Below are 17851 nucleotides of genomic sequence, written 5' to 3' on the forward strand. Positions count from 1 at the left end.
CCTCGTGAAGCGCAGCGCTGACGTCCCGTCGTGAGGCGGGCCCCAACCGGACCACCCCCCCGGTCAGCTCGCCGCGATCGCCGAGTACGTCCACACGTCCGCCGGGATCTCGTGCCGCAGCCTCCACGTGATGCCCATCGGATTGCTGCCACTGTGCTCCATGTACTCAGCTGGGCCCAGCAGCATCCACGGCTGAGGGCCGCCGATATCCGTCTTCTTGTAGCGGCGGACGAACAGGAGGACGTGCGTCCCCTGTTGCCTATGGCGCTGGTAGCGCACACCTGTTGGGGACGTCTCAGACGTCTGGTTCTGGGACTCCCAGTGGAAGAGGTAGTTGTTTTTGGCATAGTCGCGGTAACGCGTCTGCGGGGAGAAGTCCTTCTCGTCCTTCTCCAGCGTGATCAGGAGCGCGTCGGTCTGGACGCTCTCGCACCACCGCACGCCCTCGCGGAAGTGGCCGGGCATAAAGCCCCCGATAAACGACTGGCCGAGGGCAGGAAGGATCTCCTCGCGGCTGTAGGAGGCGTGGACGGTGAGCGGCAGGCCGGCGAGTTCCCTGAGGAGGGGAACAGGTACGTGGTCGGTGCGGTCGAGTGCCTGAGCCAGCACTTGCCGGACTTCGTCGCGGAAGGCGTGCTGCGGACGCAGTGAGTCTAGGGCTCCTTGGTAGGTGGAGAAGCCGCCCAGGGGCCACAATGAAAAGTAGAGCATTCGTGCGTACGCCTGATCGCGCGCCTCGAGGTCTTCGTAGGCGGGTGCCTCATCTTGGAGGAGCCTGGTGTACGTCGCCACACGCTGCGGGTCGTCCACGTGGTGGAAGGCGGAAACGCGCTTGAGGAGAGCAGCCTCGCCGTCCGGGGCCGGACCCGTGAGGAGATTGGCGCGGCGCAGCAGGTTGGTCCATGAGTTGCCGTTGCCCCGGTAGAGCTCTTTGAGCTCCCGTCCGCTCTCTCGTAGATACCCCGCAAGCCGCGGCTCGGCGTACTCGCCTACCTCGCGGCTGAGCTGAGTGACATTCACGCCAATCTGGCTACGAAGGTTCTTGAGGATCAGGTCCTTGGCCTTGGACTCAAGGATGATCTGGCACCCGGAGGGCAGCTGAGGAAACCCTTGCTCTACGTTCGCCAGAAGGCGGTTGCGCGAAAGGTTGGTCAGTGCCCGGAACTGTTGCTCGAAGCGGAACTCCTTGCGGTGCTGACCGATGAAGTCCAGGACCGTGAGCACCGCCTTGCCTTCACTCCGTCGTAGGCCGCGCCCCAACTGCTGGAGGAAGACGGTGGCACTCGAGGTTGGGCGGAGAAGCAGGAGCGTGTCGACGTCCGGTACGTCCAGGCCTTCGTTGAAGAGGTCAACAGAGAAGATCACCTGGAGCTTGCCGGCTCTCAGGGCGTCCAGCGCGGCCTTGCGTTCCTCGCGCAGGGTCTCGCCCGATAGCGCGACGGCTTCGATATTGGCGCGGCGGAAGAAGTCGGCCATGAATTTGGCGTGGGCGATCGACACGCAGAACCCGAGCGCTCGCATGGAGCGGGCGTCAGTAACCTTGTCCATGACTGCCTGCACGACGAGACGTGCCCGGGCTTCATTGCCCGTGAAGAGGTTGCTGAGCGCAGAAGTGTCGTAGGAACCACGCTTCCACGCGATGGCGCTCATGTCGGTGTTGTCGGTCACGCCGAAGTAGTGAAAGGGGCTCAAGAGGTCGTTCTCAAGCGCCTCCCATAGGCGTATTTCAGCTGCGATGCGCCCATCGAAGAACTCGTCCTGGACGTTGCGACCGTCCATCCGCTCCGGGGTGGCTGTCAGGCCTAGGAGCTCCAGTGGCGCGAAGTGGTCGATGACTTTGCGGTACGTCGGCGAGACCCCATGGTGGAACTCGTCGATAACGATGACATCGAAGTGATCACGCGCGAAGCGCTCCAGTGACTGGGCATTGAGCGACTGAACGCTAGCGAAGACGTGATTCCACTCTTCGGGAACGACTCCGCTGTGGCACTGCTGGCCGAAGTTGGCGTCGACGAGGACGTCTTGGTACGTACGAAGCGACTGCTGCAGGATCTCCTGCCGGTGCGCGACGAACAGTAGCCGCAGGTCCCGTCCCTGCTGCTTCACAAGCCGCTTGTAGTCGAGAGCGGCCATGACAGTCTTGCCGGTTCCTGTAGCGGCGACCAGCAGGTTCCGGTGCCGATCGTGAACTGTGCGCTCGACTTCAAGGCGCTCCAGCATGTCGCGCTGGTGGGGGTAGGGACGCACTTCAAGCCCCGACAGGGTGATGTGGGGACTGTCAGGTCTACTGCCTCCGCGGCCCGCCTGCTGAAGCGCTGCGTCGAGGCGGGAGGCGTCACGCTCTGGGTGGTACAACTCGAAGGCTGAATCACTCCAATAGGAGTCAAACGTGGCCTCAAACTTCCGCAACACATCCGGCGTTGCGATCGACGACAGGCGCACGTTCCACTCAAGGCCGTCAAGGAGTGCGGCCTTGGAGAGGTTGGAGCTGCCGACGTACGCGGTGTCGTAGCCGCTGTTGCGCCGGAAGAGCCATGCCTTCGCGTGCAGGCGGGTGGAGCGCAGCTCGTAGTTGACCTTCACCTGCGCGTTGAACTTATGAACCAGATTGTCCAGTGCCCTTCGTTCGGTGGCACCGATGTATGTGGTCGTGATGACGCGGATCGGGACACCTCGTGCGTTCGCGGCCTCGAGAGCCTGCTCTATGACGCGAAGGCCATGCCACTTCACGAAGGCGCAGAGCAGGTCGACGCGGTCGGCGGTTGCCAACTCCGCACGCAGCTCGAAACCGAAGCTTGGGTCTCCTGGAGAGTTAGTGTTCAGCGCCGTGTCCGAAAGCGGCGTCACCGGGCGGATCGCGTAGACGCCCTTCGCCTCCTGCTCAGCGATGGCGAGAAGCTGGCGAGGACCGTCGGCCACCAGATCAACCCACTCCCGAGCCCCCTCAATGGTGTTCATCGACTCGAGGATGTGATTGGCCGCATGGACGCGCTCGGCGGGCGGTAGCCGTTCGAGGACACGTCTCGTCGTCTCGGCCACGTGCCGCGCCATGATGTGTGGCGACGACTCGGGCCCGATCTGGTGATCGATGGCATGCCATCGATCACTGGTGAGGGCCTTGAGCTGGCTCTCGAGCCGCAAGGTGACCAACTGCTCGTACAGCCCGGTTACAGGCTGATCGGCATGAGTGGGACCCGGCATGCGCATTCCCTCCCCCTATAGGACTGTCAGTGATATCAGGCATCACTGACAGTCCGGGGGGAGTTCTACGCCCCGTGGCAGTCCCGGTACGCGCTCCCCGACCCGCACCAGCACGCTGCACCCCTCGCCGGTGGCCACGCCGCAGCCCGGCCTCGGGCCGCGAGGGTCGTGGCGTACTGGGGGAGGAGGTCCGCGTTCGCGGGGGAGGACTGTTCGGAGGCGGCGAAGGCCTCGTAGGAGGGGACCGTCGCCGTCACGATGCCCAGGTTCTCCGTGCCCGTCGCCGCCAGGTCCCTCAGCGAGGCCTCGATGTCCGTCAGGTGGGCCGCGTGGGTCGGGTACTCGTTTTCGAGTACCGGATACGCCTCGAGCAGCTCGGTCAGTTCCGCCTCCGGCCAGTGCAGCACCGCGACCGGGAAGGGGCGGGAAAGAGCTGAGCGGTAGGAGCCCAGTTCGGAGTGGAGGCGGGCGATCTCGGCCCGCAGTTCGGCCGGGTTGTCGGAGCCGAGCGCCCACAGGCGCTTCGGGTCGTGGAGCTCGTCGAGGGTGACGTCCGGGGTGTGGTCCGCGTGGACGCGGTCGGCCGTTTTATCCCACTCGTCGTGGGGCAGACCCAGCATGCGGCGGACGCGGTGGCGGCCCGAGAGGAGAGAGCGCGTCGCGTACGGGACCTCCTCGTCCCCTTCGGAGAGGAGGAGCGTCAGCGCCGTCGAGAAGCACTCGTGGGAGGCCTCGAGCTCGTCGTGGTTCTCCAGCGTCTCGGCGATGATCGCCCAGGGCGCGGCCTCCGTCGGGGCCGCCGCCTGGATGCCGTTGATCAGGGCGCGTGCCTCGGCTTCGTGGCCGTACTCCCAGAGGTTGGCCGCCTGGAACGCCTTGACGAGCAGCGGGTGCTCCGGGTTCTCGGACGCCAGGAGGCGGTCGTAGAGGCTGGAGGCTTGACCGCGCTCGCCGGCCAGTTCCAGATGGGCCGCCGCCTGGAGGAGCAGCGGTTCCTGGTCCTGCGGATACTGGTCGGCGGTTCGCAGCAGGCGCTCGGCTTCGGCGATGTGGTCAGCAGGCGTGTCGGGGCGCATGCAGCACACCGTACTGCTGTACGGAGCGGGGCATCAGACGACCCGGTGGCCTTGACCGAGCGGGGACGGGGTCGTGTACGTCGCGGTGCTGGTGCGTTGAAGGGCGCCGCCCTACCCTGCGCCCGTGCGATGGCGGCGGGAGCGGGCGTGGATACGGGTGCAGCGGCGCGGGCGCGTGCGGCTCGCCCGCGGGCTGTGGGTGGGCGCGGAGGTCCTCGTCACCTGCGGGGTCGTCGTGCTGCTGCTCGTCGTGCACCAGCTGTGGTGGACCAACCGGCAGGCGCAGGAGGGAGCACAGCGGCAGGTCCGGACCCTGGAGCAGGAGTGGGGGCGCGCGCCCGACGGGGCATCCGAACCGGCGCCGGATAACGGCACGACGACGGAGGACGGGACGGAGGCGGGGAGCGGTCGCGCGGGCGAGCACGTACGGGAGGGGGCACGCGACCCTTCGCCGCCGCGCTGGGATCAGGCCTACGCCGTCCTGCGCATTCCCCGGCTGGGGGTCGTCGCCCCCGTGGCCGAGGGAGTCGGAAAGCGGGGTGTCCTCGACAAGGGGTACGTCGGCCACTACCCGAGCACCGCGCAGCCCGGCCGGGCAGGGAACTTCGCTGTCGCCGGACACCGCAACACCCACGGCGAGCCCTTCCGGTACATCAACCGGCTCCGGCCCGGCGACACGGTGGAGGTCGAGACGCGCGACGGCGTGTACGTGTACGCCGTCGACAGGGCGCTGGCCAGGACGACACCCAGGGACATCGGGGTCATCAACACGGTTCCGCGCAGCGCGGTGCGGCCCGCCGCGGGGTACAGCGCGGCGGGCCACTACCTGACGATGACGACGTGCACGCCCGAGTACAGCTCGAAGTACCGGCTCGTGGTGTGGGGGAAGCTGACGTCGATGCGGCCCCGGTGAGCGCCGCGTACGCCGAGCCGGGCGCCTACGTCAGGCCGAGCTCATCGCAGTCGGCCTCGATGGCGGGGGCGCAGATCTCCTTCACCGTGTAGAGGCCGTCCTGGATGATCGTTTCCTTGATGTTGTCCTTCGTCACCGCGATGACGGGGATGAGCACGGTGGGAACGGACGTGGCGGTCGAGGTGTCGATGTCCGTGTGGGCTGCCGCGCCGAGGGACATGTGCCGGGCCAGCAGAATGGCCATCTCGGCGGCGGACGCGGCCTCGGGGGCGTACTGCTTGTAGACCGTCATGTACTGATCACCGGCGACGATGCGCTGCACGGCGGCGAGTTCGGCGTCCTGGCCGGTGACCGGCGGGAGTTCGGAGAGACCGGACTCCTTGAGCGCGGCGATGATGCCGCCGGCCATGCCGTCGTTGGCGGAGTAGACGCCCGCGATGTTCTCAGCGCCGAGGGACGTGATCGCGCTCCGCATGTGGGCCTGGGCGTTCTGCGGCTTCCAGTCCTTGGTGTCGTACTCGGGGCCGATGTTGACCTTGCCGTCGAGCTCGGTGTGGGCGCCCTTCTTGAACATCGCCGCGTTCGGGTCGGTGACGGCGCCGTGCACCATCACGACCTCGCCGGTCTTCGCGTCGTCTCCGAGGGCTTCCAGCAGGGCCTTTCCCTGGACGTTGCCGACCTGTTCGTTGTCGAAGGAGACGTAGGCGTCGATGGGGCCCTCGGCGAGACGGTCGAAGGCGACGACCGGGATGCCGGCCGCGTCGGCCTTCTCGATCGCGCCGGCGATCGATTTGGCGTCCACGGCGTCGACGATCAGCACGTCGACCTTCTCTTTGATCATGTTCTCGAGCTGCTGCGTCTGCAGGCCGGGGTCCGACTTCGCGTTGGCGTAGAGGACCTTGCCCTTGCTGTTGGTGAGCCGTGCTATCCGCTCCTCGATGACCGGTTTGTCGAACTTCTCGTAGCGGGCGGCCTGGTTCTCGGGCAGAAGCAGACCGACGACGATGTCGTCGCTCAGCCTCACGCCCGGTTCGTCGGAGCCGCCGCAGCCCGAGAGCGACATGGCCAGCACGGTGGCGGCGGCTGCACCAGCCGCACGGCGCAGTTGTGCGTTCATCAGTTGTACTCGACCTCCCTGACAGGCCGCACATTTGCGGCCGAGGTGGCCCAAAGGCAACTCTGTGACGAAAGAAGCGTCAAGACATGCACGATTAACGTGATGGCAACGTGATTGTGCGTAACCAAGTGTCGGAATGCGTGTAGCCCTCACCGGTTCAGATACGGGAATGCGCGATGCGTTCACGCGTTCGGGAACCGTGCGCGCCGGCCGGACGTATATAGGGACGGAAGCGCGAACACATCACTGCGGGGGAGGGGCGTATGGCCGGTCGTACGGTGCAGCTGTTCCGGCTCGCAGCCCTGCTGTTCCTCCTTTTGCTCGAGGTCCTCCTCGTCGACGGCAGCAGCATCTCGGCCGCCCTCGCGCTCGCCGCGACGGCCACCGCTGCCGCAGGTTCCGCCCTCGTCGTCTGCGCCGTCATCAGTGCGCGTTGCGCGCCCGCCGTGCCGCGCACGCGAATACGGACCGCCCTGCGTGACCGGGAGAGGCGCACTGCCTTCCTGCCGCAGCGTGATCCTGACGCTCGCGGGCGCAGGCGCCCCCGAGCGCCCGGCCGTCTCGTCCTGACGGCCCTGTAGGCAGCACCGGATACGCCCCATCGGTCCCCTCGCGGGTCGTCATGCCGTCATGTCCTCGTTCCCGGCACGACGAGACCCCGAAGGGCTCACCCATGTCCGTTTTCGCCACCCTGGTCGAGCAGCTCGCCGACCTGCTCCAGCCCCTGTTCGCCGCGTCCGCCACCGCCGCCGCGATCGTCGTGTTCACCGCGCTCGTGCGGCTCGCGGTCCATCCCCTGTCCCGTGCCGCGGCCCGCGGGCAGAAGGCCCGCACCCGGCTCGCGCCGCGGCTGGCCGAGCTGCGCACCAAGCACGGGAAGAACCCGGAGCGGCTGCAGAAGGCGACGCTGGAGCTGTACGCGAAGGAGAAGGTGTCGCCGCTGTCCGGCTGTCTGCCGAGCCTGCTCCAGCTGCCGGCGTTCTTCCTGATGTACCACCTGTTCTCGAGCGCGGAGATCGGCGACGAGCCGAACGGTCTGCTCGGCCACGCGCTCTTCGACGCGCCCCTCGGAGGCCGGTGGCACGACGCCCTCGCTGACGGTGGATTGTTCGGCGGCGCGGGCCTTGTGTACCTCGTCCTCTTCGTGATCGTCGCCGCCGTCGCGACCTTCAACTACCGGCGTACCAAGCAGCAGATGGCGGCGGCTCCTGTGCCCGTGGCCGGCGCCGGCGGGGAGCAGCTGCCCGGCATGGGGGCGATGGGCGCGATGACCAAGATCATGCCGCTGCTGTCGTTCGCCACACTCGCGACGGTCGCCGTCGTGCCGCTGGCCGCCGCGCTGTACGTCGTCACCTCCACGACCTGGACAGCGGTCGAGCGGGTGTTCCTCTACCGGGACATCCCGGCCCCCGTGGCCCAGCTCTGACGCTCCGGCACGGACGCAGGTGCGGCGCGTCGGTGCGGGGAGGTCAGCGGGCACGGGGTGCGTACATGATGACGGCCATCCCCGCGAGGCAGATCAGGGCGCCGGTGATGTCGTAACGGTCGGGCCGGTAGCCGTCGGCGACCATGCCCCAGGCGATGGATCCCGCGACGAAGACCCCGCCGTACGCGGCCAGGATGCGACCGAAGTCGGCGTCGCTCTGGAATGTGGCGACGACGCCGTACAGGCCGAGGGCGATGACGCCGCCGCCGATCCAGAGCCAGCCCCTGTGCTCGCGCAGGCCCTGCCAGACGAGCCAGGCCCCGCCGATCTCGAGCAGTGCGGCGACGAGGAAGAGGGCGACGGAGCGTGCGACAGACATGGCAGCGACCTTAACCGGGCCGCCGTGGGGTCGGTTCGCACGGCACCGGCCCCGGCTACCGACAGGTAAGGGTCCAGGTTGTGAACAGGGTCTTGCGGAGTGGTCCGGCCTCTTGGAGGATCAGCCAATCCTCCGATCCTCCGATGGCCGCACCTGTCGGGCGGGCTCGCACTCGACCAGGGGAGACAGACCATGAAGTTGCTGCGTGTCGGTACGGCAGGCGCCGAGCGCCCCGCGCTGCTCGACCAAGACGGGACGACCCTGCGTGACCTGTCCGGTCTCGTCACGGACATCGACGGAGAGCTGCTCTCCGACGCCGCCGCCCTCTACCGGATCAGGAATGCGGCCCAGGCGGGTGACCTGCCCGTTCTGGACGCCGCCGGGCTCCGCGTCGGTCCGCCGCTGGGCAGGATCGGCAAGGTCGTGTGCATCGGGCTGAACTACCACGACCACGCGGCGGAGACCGGCGCCGCCACCCCCGCGGAGCCCGTCGTCTTCTTCAAGGCCGCCGACACGGTGGTCGGGCCGAACGACACGGTGCTCGTACCGCGCGGCAGCCGCAAGACCGACTGGGAGATCGAGCTCGCGGTGATCATCGGACGTACTGCCCGCTACATCGAGGCGGACGAGGACCCGCTGGCGTACGTCGCCGGGTACGCGGTCGCCCACGACGTCTCCGAGCGCGAGTTCCAGATCGAGCGCGGCGGCACGTGGGACAAGGGCAAGAACTGCGAGACCTTCAACCCGCTCGGGCCCTGGTTCGTCACCGCGGACGAGGTGCCGGACCCGCAGGCCCTCGGCCTGAAGCTCTGGGTCAACGGCGAGCTGAAGCAGAACGGCACCACCGCCGACCAGATCTTCCCGGTCGCCCAGGTCGTCCGCTACGTCAGCCGGTTCATGACGCTGTACCCGGGCGATGTCATCAACACCGGTACGCCGGCGGGCGTGGCGCTCGGGCAACCCGAGCCCAAGCCGTACCTGCGCGCCGGGGACGTGGTCGAGCTCGAGATCGAAGGACTGGGCCGCCAGCGCCAGGAGCTCAAGGACGCGTAACGCGTCGCCGAGGGCGCGTGAGCCCCCGGCCGTATGGCGCGACCGAGCGCCGAGCGCACAGGCAGCGCCCGGCAGCAGACGGGGGCGGGCGGTACGGCGCGCAGCAGCATGCCGCGCGCCGTACCGCCCCGGCCCGGGACGGGCTCAGGTGGCGAGGAAGCGCTCCAGCGCCTCTACCACCATCGCGTGGTCGTCCGCCTGCGGCAGACCGGAGACCGTGACCGAACCGACCACGCCCACACCGGCGATCGTGATCGGGAACGACCCGCCGTGCGCCGCGTACAGATTCGGGTCCAGGCGTGAGGACTCCTCGAACGTCGTGCCCTTGGCGCGGTGCCGCGCCCCCACCAGATACGAGCTCTCGCCGTACCGCTCGACCACCCGGCGCTTGCGGTCGATCCACGCGTCGTTGTCGGCGCTCGAACCCGGCAGGGCGCAGTGGAACAGCTGCTGAGCGCCGCGGCGGATGTCGATCGCCACCGGCGCCTCGCGCAGGTGCGCCATCTCGACCAGCATGCTGCCGAGCGCCCACGCGTCGGAGTACGTGAACCGGCGGAGCGTCAGCCGACGCTCCTGCTCGACGATCTCCTCGACGGTGAGATGCGGGATCGAGTTCATCGTGCTCATGCGCTGACCTCCACGGTGACGGTGATCCCTTCACGGGCGGAACGGCGGGCCGCCTCCAGCACGTCCAGAGCGGCGGCGGCCTCCTCCGCGGTGACCGGCGGAGCGGTCTTGTCGCGCACGGCGGCGGCGACCGCCGCGTAGTACGCGGGGTAGTCGCCCGGCACGGTCTTCACGGGAACACCCCCGCCGGTCAGCGGCGACTCTCCCGCACCGACCCGGCCCCACATCGACTCCGGCTCCACGCCCCACGCCTCGCCGGCTCCCGGGCGGCGTCCGGCGCGCAGCGCGTCCTCCTGCGGGTCCAAGCCGTACTTCACGTACCCGCCCGTCGAGCCGAGAACCCGGAATCGGGGGCCGAGCTGTGCGGTCGTCGCGCTGGCGTACAGATGCGAGCGCACGCCGTTCGCGTGCGTGATCGCGATGAAGGTGTCGTCGTCGGTCTGCGCACCGGGGCGGCGCACGTCCGCCTCCGCGTACACCCGCACCGCCGGGCCGAAGAGGGTCAGCGCCTGGTCGACGAGATGGCTGCCGAGGTCGTACAGCAGGCCGCCGATCTCCAGCGGGTCGCCGGACTCGCGCCAGCCGCCCTTGAGCTGAGGGCGCCAGCGCTCGAAGCGGGACTCGAACCGCTGGACGTCGCCGAGCTCGCCGTCGGCGATCAGCTTGCGCAGAGTCAGGAAGTCGTTGTCCCAGCGGCGGTTCTGGAAGACGGAGAGCACAAGGCCGCGTTCGGCGGCGAGGGCCGCCAGCTCGCGCGCCTCGGCGGCGGTGCCGGCGATCGGCTTGTCGACGACGACCGCGAGACCGGCCTCGAGGGCGGCACGGGCGATCGGGACGTGCGTCTTGTTCGGCGAGGCGATCACGACCAGGTCGAGCTCGTCGGCGCGGGCCCACAGGTCGTCGGGGGAGGGCACGAAACGGGCATCGGGGAACTCGGCGCGGGCCTGCTCCTGCCGCTCCGGGGAGGACGTGACGACCGTGTCGAGGACGAGGTCGTCGGTGGCGGCGATCAGCGGGGCGTGGAAGACGGAGCCCGCCAGGCCGTAGCCGACGAGGGCGACGCGGAGGGGAGAGCCGGTACCAGTCATGCAAACCACTTAAGCAACGGTGTTGCCAAAGTGCAAGCGCTGCGGAGAATGGCAGGGTGAACAGGACCACGGCGGGAGCCGGAGCCAATCTGCCCGCGCTGCGCAGCCACAACGCGGCGCTCGTCCTCGACCTGCTGCGCACGGCGGGCGAGAGCGGCATCAGCAGGCTCGAGCTGGCCGAGGGCACGGGGCTCACACCGCAGGCCGTCAGCAAGATTGTCGCCCGGCTGCGCGAGGAGGGCCTGGTCACGGAAGCGGGCCGCCGCGCGTCGACGGGTGGAAAGCCCCGGACGGTGCTGCGGCTTGTGCCGTCGGCCGGCCACGCGGTCGGTCTCCACCTGGACCGCGACGAGCTGACGGTCGTCCTCCTCGACCTCGCCGGCACGCGCGTCGCCGACCGCACCGTGCCGATGGACCTGGGGGCGGGCGCGGAGGCGGTCGTCGCGATCGCGGCGGCCGAGACCGAAGCGCTGCTGGCAGGAGCGGGAGCGGACGCGGGCGCGGGCGCGGCGGCGGGCTCCGGGTTGCGGGTGCTCGGGGTGGGCGTGGCCATGCCGGGGCCGTTGGATCACTTCCTCGGGGTGGCGCAGCGGGTCACCGGCTTCCCGGAGTGGGAGGGATTTCCGGTGCGGGAGGCGCTCGCCGGGCGGCTCGGGCTGCCCGTCGTCGTCGACAAGGACACCAACGCCGCCGCTCTCGGCCTCGCCCTTCGCGGTCCCGGCGGCTCCTTCGCCTACCTCCACCTCGGTACCGGCCTCGGCGCCGGTCTTGTGCTCGGCGGCGCGCTCTACCGTGGCGCCCGGACCGGGGCGGGCGAGTTCGGCCATCAGGTCATCCAGCTCGACGGGCCCCCGTGCACCTGCGGCAACCGCGGCTGCATCGAGGCCCTGTGCCTCGCCGCCGTCTCCCGCGGCGACATCGACTCCGCCGCCCGCGTCCTCGGCACCGGCGCCACGAACCTCGTCGAGCTGCTCGACATCGACCGGGTGCTCCTCGGCGGCCGTGTCGTCGCCGCCGCCGAGGACGAGTTCGTACGCGGAGTGGGCGCGGTGCTCGCCGCGCGCACCCGTGTCCCTGTCGCCCCCGCGGGAGGCGGCGCGCACACCGTCGCGGACGGTGCCGCGCAGCTGGTGCTCGCGCCGGTGTTCGGGCGGTCGGAGGCCGTCGCCCCGGCCGCGTCCGGGGATCAACCCCCGCCCGCGACCGCGTCCCAACCCCCGCCCGCGACCAATCGCGGCGGCGCGGAAAAACGCTGACACGAGGGGCGTTGCGCCGCTGATCGGCCGTACGGCGCCTGCGGCGGCCCGGCGACCGGGCGCAGCATGGGGATCGCCCGGGCTTCGTCCCGGGCGGTCCCGGCAGTACGCGAGCAAGCAAAGGCCCTCCTCATGCGAACCCGCAATGCCCTCGCCTTCGTAGCCGCCGCGGCGCTGATCGCGTCCGCGGTGATCAGCGGATCGGCCGCTACGGCGGCGGCGGTGACCACCCGTACCCCCCTCGCCATGGCACCCGGCGGGCCCTTTGCCGCCTTCCGTGCGGAAGGCCGTGCGGAAGGCCGTGTGGAAGGCCGTGTGGAAGGCCGCGCGGAGGTCCGGTCAAAGGTCCGTTCCGGAGACAGCCCCGCCGACCGCGCACCCACCTGCGGCAAGGCGTCCGATCCCGACTTCCCCATCAAGACCCGCATCCACGGCGGCCCCGCCTCCGTCCGGGCCGGTGCCGGCTTCCGGTCGTGGTCCGTCGACCTGACCAACACCACCCGCGAGGTCTGCCACCGGATCCACCCGGTGCTCATCCTCACCGCCCGGGACAGCGGACTGACCGCCGACCGGGTCACGCTGGAGTTCTACGACGAGGAAACGGCCCGCTGGCGCCCCGTCACGCTGGAGCGGACCGCGGAGGACGAGATCGTCGGCGCCTTCGACGACGGCTTCCTCGGGGTCGTCGTACCGGCCGGCGGGACGGTCACCGTACGGGCCCGGCTCTCGTTCGCCGCCGGCACCACCCCGAACACGGTCACCGTCAACGCCGCGATCGTGCAGCGCCAGGGGGACGACGGCGACTGGGTCGGGGAATCCGGCGACTACCGCTTCGCCGTGCTGGAGGGCGGCGCGCCGGGTGAACGGGAGGGCGAAGGAGAGACCGTGGAACCCAGCCCCACGGTGTCGGGCAGGGGGTCGGCCGCTCCCGCCTCACAGTCACCGCCGAGCACCGTCGACCAACTGGCCACCACCGGTTCCGACACCCTGACCCGTATCGGCGTCGGTTCCGCCGTGATCCTGCTGAGCGCCGGGCTGCTGGTCCTGGCGGCTCGCCGGCACTTCGGACCGCGCCGACGCTGACCGTTCGTTCACCCGGGTCTGCGATCATCCGGCAGGTGGACTACCCGAACGACCAGGCGCCCGGCGCTCCCGTGCGCTCCGGCATTCCGGAGCACGGGCGCATCCCCAAGTACTACGCCGTCAAGGCGCGCACCTCCCAGCTGATCGCCGAGCTCGGCGAGGGCAGGCTGCTGCCGCCCGAGCGCGATCTGGCGCCGCGGTTCGAGGTCTCCCGCGAAACCGTCCGCCAGGCGCTGCGCGAGCTGCTGCTGGAGGGGCGGCTGCGCAGGCAGGGCCGCGGCACGGTGGTGGCGGGGCCCAAGCTGGAGCAGCCGCTCTCCCTGGCCAGCTACACGGAAGGCGTCCGCAGGCAGGGGCGCACCCCCGGCCGGAGCCTGATCACCCTTGACCGGTTCCCCTGTCCCGAAGCCCTCGCCGCCGAGATCGGCGTGCAGCGCGGTGAGCCCGTGTGGCACATGGAGCGCGTGCTGCTCGCGGACGACGAACGCGTGGGGCTCGAGAGCACGTACGTGGCGGTGGCGCGCGTACCCGACCTGGATACCGGGTTCGAGCCGGACTCCTCTTTCTACGCGTATCTGCGCGACCGGCTCGGGATCTCCTTCGGCGACGCGGACGAGCGGATCGAGACCGTGCTCGCCACCCCGCGGGAGGCGCTGCTCATCGGCACGCCGCCGGCGCTGCCGATGTTGCTGCTGCACCGGGTGTCACGCGACACGAACGGCGAGCCGCTGGAGCGCGTACGCACCCTCTATCGCGGAGACCGCTTCAGTTTCACCGCCCACCTGCGCGGGGCCACGGGCGGGAGTCCCGTCGCGAGATGAGCGGGAGCACGGCGGAGAGCTGAGCTTCGAAGGCGTCCACCCCGGGTCCTTGGTAACGAGAAGACCAGGGCAGGACGGTGGTCCTGACCACCGGCTTCGCCCGCGTCACTCAGGACGCCATCCTCGCGGCGCTCGGGTGGAAGGACCTGGTGGGCCTCACCCTCTGCCCGGCCGACGCGGGCGGCCGTGGGCGGCCCTACCCGGACATGGTGCTCGGCGCGTTCCTGCGGACCGGTGCCGTGGACGACGTCCGGCAGATCGTCGTCGCGGGCGACACCTCGTACGACATGCTCAGCGGCGTGCGCGCGGGGGCTTTCGGCGGCCAGGAACCGGCCATGGAGTACCTGAGGAAACTCCAGGCCAACAACGTCGGCCCGTCCTCCTCCACCTCCAAGCTCGCGCCCAAGGTCGACAAGGGCGAGCTGCTGGTCGCCAACGGCGACCTCCAGATGAACTTCGCCCAGTCCAAGTCCATGCCCAACCTGGGCATCTGGTTCCCCGCCAAGGACGGCGGCAGGCCCACCACCTTCGCCCTGCCGTACGCCGCGGGCCTGGTCACCGACGCTCCGCACACCGCCAACGGCAAGAAGCTCCTTGACTTCATGCTCGCCCGGCAGGCGCAGCAGCAGGTCAGCGAGATCGGCGGCGGGTTCCCCGCCCACAAGGACGTCAAGCCCGTCGATGCCAACGCGATCGAACTCGCCCAGCTGCTCGAGGGCGTCGAAGTCTTCGAGCCGGACTGGAAGAGCATCGACAAGAACCTCCCGTCGTACATCGACGCGTGGAAGTCCGCGACCAGTAGCTGAGAGTTCACCGCACGACCCCGGCGTGTGCGCGCCGGACAGCGAAAAGATAACGGTTACTGGACCAACGCCCCTGCGACGCAGGGGTGTTGGGCGTGTACGCCGCCCCTTCGACCACGCCGAGCTCTCCGTCCGCGCGCGCGGCGTGTTCGCGGTCGCGGACTCCGACGAGTGGGACGACAGGACGAACCCGGGGCCGTACGACTCGACGCTCGTCTCGCCGGCCTTCGACGTCTCGGTGAAGAGCACGGGACGGCTGGACTTCACCACCTTCCACCGCCAGGAGGGCAGGCAGAGCGCCGGGGTCTGGCCTCTTTCAACGGCGGCACGCCCTCCGTCGTCAAGAGCCACACCGCCGACGTGGTCTCCCAGCGGCAGTCGCTGAGTGTCCCGGTGCCGGCCGGAGCCTCCAGCGTGAGCTTCCGCTTCCACTGCACCGGCGCGAACAACTGGTACTGGGTGATCGACGGAGTCAGGATCCAGACACCCTGACCGGGCCGGACAGGCTCTAGGCTGGGGGCGTCGCCACAGCGCAGTCGCGGCGCCCCAGCACGCACACATGCACGGCAGGAGTCCGTCTGATGGCAGAGCGCAAGCCGATCGAATCCTGGCTCACCGACATGGACGGTGTCCTCATCCACGAGGGCGTCCCGATTCCCGGCGCCGACGCGTTCATCAAGAAGCTGCGCGAGACCGGGAGGCCGTTCCTGGTGCTCACCAACAACTCCATCTACACGGCCCGTGACCTGCACGCCCGCCTGGCCCGCATGGGCCTCGACGTCCCGGTGGAGAACATCTGGACCTCGGCGCTCGCCACCGCCCAGTTCCTCGACGACCAGCGGCCCGGCGGCACCGCCTACGTCATCGGCGAGGCGGGGCTGACCACAGCGCTGCACGACATCGGATACATCCTCACCGACCACGACCCCGACTACGTGGTCCTCGGGGAGACCCGTACGTACAGCTTCGAGTCGCTGACCAAGGCGATCCGGCTGATCAACGCCGGCGCCCGGTTCATCTGCACCAACCCCGACAACACCGGCCCGTCCGCCGAGGGCCCGCTGCCGGCGACCGGCTCGGTGGCCGCGCTCATCACCAAGGCGACCGGCAAGGACCCGTACTTCGCGGGCAAGCCCAACCCCCTGATGATGCGGACGGGGCTGAACGCCATCGGCGCCCACTCCGAGACCAGCGCGATGATCGGTGACCGGATGGACACCGATGTGCTGGCGGGACTCGAGGCCGGCATGGAGACGTTCCTGGTCCTCACCGGCTCCACGACGCCCGCCCTCGTCGACCGGTACCCCTTCCGGCCGTCCAAGGTGGTCGACTCGATCGCGGACCTCGTCGATCGCATCTGAGCAGGTCAGCGGCTTGACCTGACTTCGGCTGCCGTCCCTGCGGATGCGGAAACCACCCAGGCGCGTGACTCTGTCGGCAGGAGGTTCACGATGCGTACTGGTTTCATAGCTTTCCGTGTGGCTGGGGTGGCCGCCGTACTCGTCATGGCGCCCGCCACCGCCGCATTCGCCGGCAGCTCCGTGAAGGCCACGGTGAACCCGGCGGCCATCGCGCCGGACGGCAAGGTCGAGATCCGGGCCGTGGGCTGCAAGGGCAGATCGGGCGTCGCCCGGTCCGATGCCTTCGCCCAGGACGCGAAACTGTCGACGAAAGGGTGGGGCGACGGCTGGCTCGCCGGCGCGGTGAAGCTCAGAGCCGACGTGAAGCCGGGTACGTACGACGTCCGGGTGGGCTGCGACTTCCGTGACCACCCCGGAGCCGGCCGCGTCACGGTCGACCGCCATCCGCTCAAGGCGGGGGGCCTCGCGGACCCGTCGAAGCCCGAGCCGCGCGCGTCGGAGGGCGAGCGGCACGAGGAACCGGACCGCCCGGACGAGCAGGACGAGCAGGACGCGGGCCGGCAGAACACGGGCCGGCAGAACACGGACGAGCAGGACGAGGACGAGGACGAGCAGAGCCACGAGCCGCAGCCGCATGAGTCGCCCGTCGCCCCCGTCAGTGCAGGAGGCGGCGGCGCTGCCGTACTCGCGGCCCCCGTCTCCACCGTCGACACCGACGAGGCGGGCCCCAGCGCTCGGCAGAGCGTCATCGGCCTGATCCTCGCGGCGGTGGCGGCGGTCGCGGTGGCCCTGCGCAGCGCCCGACGCCGGCGCCGTACGAACACCGACTGACATGTCCGGCACCGACGCTCCCGCCACTCCGGTCGCCGGCAACGGCCGGTTGTTCACCGGAGTCGTCTGGGCGGTCCTGGTCCTCGCGCTCTGGCTGTGGGGGCGCGACGCCCCCGGCGCCCTCAGCGGCAGCTCCGCCCCCACCACCGGCGACATCGCGGCGGTGGGCCGCCCGCCCGGCATCCCGATGCCGCCCGCGCACCAGCCGAGCGACGCGGCGCATCCCCGCCGCGTCGCCGTTCCCGCCCTCGGCATCGACGCGCCCGTCGTCGCACGCGGCCTCGACACCCAGGGAGCGGTGGACCCGCCCCCGTTCGAGACGCCGCAGATGGTCGGCTGGTACGGCGACGGCACCCGCCCGGGGGAGCCCGGTGCCGCACTGCTGGTCGGGCATGTGGACACCGAGACGAAGCCGGCGGTGTTCTACGGGCTGAGCGCCGCCCGGCCCGGCGAGAAGATCGAGGTGACCCGGGCCGACGGCTCCGTCGCGGAGTTCACCGTCGACGACGTCCGCGTCTTCGGCCGGGACCGCTTTGACCCGCAGAAGGTCTACGGCCCGCACCAGGAGGGCCGCGCCGAACTACGGCTCATCACCTGCGGCGGCACGTTCGACCAGGACGAGGGCACGTACACGGCGAACGTGGTCGTCTCCGCGTATCTGACGGGCGTCTCCGACACCTGACAGCACCCAGGAGCGTCGGCCAGTGGGCGAATATCGGTGGCGCGGAACGATGTGCCCTCATGTCGCGCCAGAGCACGATCGCACCTCGTGGCGTCCCTGTGGTCAAGGACTCCAAGCCGACTGAAGCGCACGGC

At 69.9% G+C, this 17851-nt stretch carries 16 protein-coding genes and 2 pseudogenes; 12 read left to right on the forward strand and 6 right to left on the reverse strand.

Annotated elements, in window-relative coordinates; translation table 11 throughout:
• Positions 1-63: 63 nt before the first annotated feature.
• Entirely contained in the window at positions 64-3201 is a 3138-nt protein-coding gene (locus tag ACIQ7Q_RS12530) for a DUF3427 domain-containing protein (protein ID WP_403859422.1), read from the reverse strand.
• Between the two features lie 65 nt (positions 3202-3266).
• Complete coding sequence (locus ACIQ7Q_RS12535) at positions 3267-4277, reverse strand: YecA family protein (protein ID WP_403859424.1); 1011 nt, start codon at positions 4275-4277, stop codon at positions 3267-3269.
• Positions 4278-4401: 124 nt separating this feature from the next.
• Between ACIQ7Q_RS12535 and ACIQ7Q_RS12540 the strand changes: the two genes are divergently transcribed.
• Positions 4402-5190, forward strand: a complete 789-nt coding sequence (locus ACIQ7Q_RS12540) for a class E sortase (protein WP_403859426.1) — start codon at positions 4402-4404, stop codon at positions 5188-5190.
• 25 nt (positions 5191-5215) lie between these two features.
• Here the strand turns inward: ACIQ7Q_RS12540 and ACIQ7Q_RS12545 are convergent, their stop codons facing one another.
• Positions 5216-6307: a sugar ABC transporter substrate-binding protein gene (locus ACIQ7Q_RS12545; RefSeq protein WP_403859428.1), complete on the reverse strand. Its 1092-nt coding sequence runs from the start codon at positions 6305-6307 to the stop codon at positions 5216-5218.
• A 263-nt stretch (positions 6308-6570) separates the two neighbouring features.
• Between ACIQ7Q_RS12545 and ACIQ7Q_RS12550 the strand changes: the two genes are divergently transcribed.
• Positions 6571-6888, forward strand: a complete 318-nt coding sequence (locus ACIQ7Q_RS12550) for a DUF6412 domain-containing protein (protein ID WP_403859430.1) — start codon at positions 6571-6573, stop codon at positions 6886-6888.
• Between the two features lie 92 nt (positions 6889-6980).
• The gene (locus tag ACIQ7Q_RS12555) at positions 6981-7733 is read left to right on the forward strand and encodes a YidC/Oxa1 family membrane protein insertase (RefSeq protein ID WP_403859432.1); all 753 of its coding nucleotides are present in this window, start codon (positions 6981-6983) and stop codon (positions 7731-7733) included.
• A gap of 43 nt (positions 7734-7776) precedes the next feature.
• Here ACIQ7Q_RS12555 and ACIQ7Q_RS12560 read toward each other — a convergent pair whose 3' ends face one another.
• Positions 7777-8112, reverse strand: a complete 336-nt coding sequence (locus tag ACIQ7Q_RS12560; RefSeq protein WP_403859434.1) for a YnfA family protein — start codon at positions 8110-8112, stop codon at positions 7777-7779.
• A 192-nt stretch (positions 8113-8304) separates the two neighbouring features.
• On the opposite strand from ACIQ7Q_RS12560, the gene ACIQ7Q_RS12565 reads away from it, so the two are divergent.
• Complete coding sequence (locus tag ACIQ7Q_RS12565) at positions 8305-9165, forward strand: fumarylacetoacetate hydrolase family protein (protein WP_403859436.1); 861 nt, start codon at positions 8305-8307, stop codon at positions 9163-9165.
• Between the two features lie 144 nt (positions 9166-9309).
• On the opposite strand, the gene ACIQ7Q_RS12570 is transcribed toward ACIQ7Q_RS12565, so the two are convergent.
• Together ACIQ7Q_RS12570 and ACIQ7Q_RS12575 are read right to left on the reverse strand one after the other, a co-directional pair.
• Complete coding sequence (locus ACIQ7Q_RS12570; RefSeq protein WP_403859438.1) at positions 9310-9792, reverse strand: heme-degrading domain-containing protein; 483 nt, start codon at positions 9790-9792, stop codon at positions 9310-9312.
• Complete coding sequence (locus ACIQ7Q_RS12575) at positions 9789-10880, reverse strand: Gfo/Idh/MocA family oxidoreductase (RefSeq protein ID WP_403859440.1); 1092 nt, start codon at positions 10878-10880, stop codon at positions 9789-9791. Before ACIQ7Q_RS12575 ends, ACIQ7Q_RS12570 begins: the two co-directional genes overlap by 4 nt.
• Before the next feature lie 56 nt (positions 10881-10936).
• On the opposite strand from ACIQ7Q_RS12575, the gene ACIQ7Q_RS12580 reads away from it, so the two are divergent.
• From ACIQ7Q_RS12580 to ACIQ7Q_RS12615, 8 genes and pseudogenes are all read left to right on the forward strand, one after another.
• On the forward strand, positions 10937-12136 hold the full coding sequence (locus ACIQ7Q_RS12580) for an ROK family transcriptional regulator (protein ID WP_403859442.1): 1200 nt from the start codon (positions 10937-10939) through the stop codon (positions 12134-12136).
• A gap of 132 nt (positions 12137-12268) precedes the next feature.
• Positions 12269-13219 carry a hypothetical protein gene (locus ACIQ7Q_RS12585; RefSeq protein WP_403859444.1) on the forward strand — a complete coding sequence of 317 codons (951 nt, stop codon included), beginning with the start codon at positions 12269-12271 and terminating at the stop codon, positions 13217-13219.
• Positions 13220-13254: 35 nt separating this feature from the next.
• Entirely contained in the window at positions 13255-14040 is a 786-nt protein-coding gene (locus ACIQ7Q_RS12590) for a GntR family transcriptional regulator (protein ID WP_403859446.1), read from the forward strand.
• 65 nt (positions 14041-14105) lie between these two features.
• Positions 14106-14354: pseudogene (locus ACIQ7Q_RS12595) on the forward strand (HAD family hydrolase); the annotation flags it as partial.
• Between the two features lie 610 nt (positions 14355-14964).
• Positions 14965-15335, forward strand: a pseudogene (locus ACIQ7Q_RS12600) (nucleotide pyrophosphatase); the annotation flags it as partial.
• A gap of 89 nt (positions 15336-15424) precedes the next feature.
• Positions 15425-16204, forward strand: coding sequence for an HAD-IIA family hydrolase (locus ACIQ7Q_RS12605; protein ID WP_403859448.1), 780 nt, complete (start codon positions 15425-15427; stop codon positions 16202-16204).
• A 90-nt stretch (positions 16205-16294) separates the two neighbouring features.
• A complete protein-coding gene (locus tag ACIQ7Q_RS12610) occupies positions 16295-17035 on the forward strand; it encodes a hypothetical protein (RefSeq protein ID WP_403859450.1) in 741 nt (246 codons plus the stop codon).
• A gap of 1 nt (position 17036) precedes the next feature.
• Positions 17037-17717 (forward strand): class F sortase, encoded by a 681-nt coding sequence (locus ACIQ7Q_RS12615; protein WP_403859452.1) that lies wholly within the window; start codon positions 17037-17039, stop codon positions 17715-17717.
• Positions 17718-17851 lie beyond the last annotated feature (134 nt).

It is taken from the genome of Streptomyces sp. NPDC096176 (assembly GCF_044763255.1).
Classification (GTDB): Bacteria; Actinomycetota; Actinomycetes; order Streptomycetales; family Streptomycetaceae; genus Streptomyces.